Source organism: Viridibacillus sp. NPDC096237 (genome assembly GCF_050278625.1).
GTDB lineage: Bacteria > Bacillota > Bacilli > Bacillales_A > Planococcaceae > Viridibacillus.
Window position 1 is genome coordinate 1 of the sequence record NZ_JBNNTI010000107.1, and the last position, 2,016, is coordinate 2,016.

The 2,016-nt window shown below is 32.9% G+C and carries 1 protein-coding gene; it reads right to left on the bottom strand.

The features are described 5' to 3' along the window. Positions 1–1,328 (bottom strand): hypothetical protein (locus ACQKMD_RS21950; RefSeq protein WP_427754692.1); only part of this gene is annotated, 1,328 nt, incomplete at its 3' end. Between the last annotated feature and the right edge of the window lie 688 nt (positions 1,329–2,016).

Here is a 2,016-nt window from a genome sequence, read left to right on the forward strand (position 1 = left end):
GTACGTCTTAATTGATATTCAAACGCTCTTGCGAATCTGGAAAATCTTGTCGTGAACTGGTTTGGATTTCGGAAAACAGATTGTGCTATATTAGGTCCTAATCGCACAGTAGTGAAAGATCTTGATATATTTAATCCTGAACTAATTTGTTGACTAAAAAGATTTGATTGTTGAAAAAATTGTAAACCCCAATCTGCGCCTATTGACATATCTATCGTATTACTCATGTTTTCTTGTGCTCCAGTAGATATTCCCGTTTCTTCTGTAACTGATCTACTACCTCCAACAAGAAAACTATCTGACCATAATCTATGCCAATATTGTCTATGCTCTAATACGTAATATGGGCTTTCTTTTATTCTTCGATCTAATGGAATCACATCGTTTATAAATATACATGGTATTAATGCACTTCCTATAACAGCTCTTGGTGCTTGTGTTGGAGATGGACCTGCATCATTCAACCCTGTTAATTCTGGTAATGGTGCTAACGTTTCTCCAGATCGTAGTGCTGGAATTTCTATGTTTTGCGTGCTATGAATACTAAATAAAGCATTAGCTTGATTTAAATTTGTATTAGCTGCAAGCAGAGTATAAGCATTAGAAAACCCATTACATATATCTATTTGTTTACTTGGCAAAGCTTCTGTTGCTAAACGAAATGTATCACTCGTTGGACGTATAATCCTAAATCTTTGATTTCCGTTACTTGGAGAAAAAATATTTGAAGTTGTTACCCAATCATTTACAGTAGTTGCCTGAACTTCCAAAACACGACCATTCCCTTTATTCGCAATAACAAAATTATTATTATCAAGTCGATAAAAGAGAAAATCTTGAGTTCCCTCAGGAGCTATACCAGCTGAACCCAATAATTCGTTAAGTACTGTATTAGTAGAATTTACCCTTTCACATGGCGGAAATCTCGGATTCATATTATTTAGAGATTGACCAATATGAGTATCCATTGCACTTAAAACACGTGGTGGGGTAGTATTATTTCCTACAGATTTAATCGTTTGAAATCGAATACTTTCTACTGGTAAATTAGATGTATTTGGTGCATTAAATTTTGTAGGACTACAACTATAATAATTTTTATTTTCATGATACATATCATGTTCCATAGATTCTTTTTTTACAGAATCATACATATCATTTTGCGTCACCTTATTTTCTACAGAATTTGCCATTCCTTCCTTACTTTGCTTCTGTCCATAATCATCCATTCCATGATTACAACTACAAGACCCATTATGATGTGGATTCATATGTTCATTCGACATATGCTGATTGTTATATTCTTTATTTCTTTGATCTGAATTCATACATTTTCCCTCCTTATGTAGTGATTTATTTTGATTACATACCTATTTCAACTTTCTTATTATAGGTCTGAAGCTACGGTATTTCATTTTTTTAGTGGTAGATCCATAATATTCATGTCTTTCATCTCTCTAAACTTGGGATTCGAAAACCTCTTTTTTTTAATATCAAATTGGCGGTCTTTTTAATGTGCAAAATAAACAATTTCGCATATTAGTAGAGAATATTTGAGGACTGTCAACTCCTTAATGCTCACTACCCAAAAATACAAAACCAGGTTCATTAAATATAAGTTCAAAACTGTAAATCCCATTAGGAGACGTAACAGACGTTATCGTCTGAAACCTTTGACTTTTAGTTGGTAAATTGCGTTTAGTAAATCCTACTGTAGGAGCACAATTACAAGATGCAATATCATTCATCTTATCCCTATTCACATCCATATTTTATGGAGACACGTTGTTCCTCTATTGATCATTACCTGGATATTTCCTTATCTTAATCAGTCAACTCCTTAATGCTCACTTCGTTCCGCTTACCGTTGACTGTTTCCTTTATTTTCTTATTTCACTCATTAGTATGGTTTTGAATTATGTTCATTTTTTGTTTTGATTTCACCATCTTTTATTATCATTGGTGTTTTCCATACGGATAGATCATAACTGTTATTAGACCTTACTATTTTTTGAT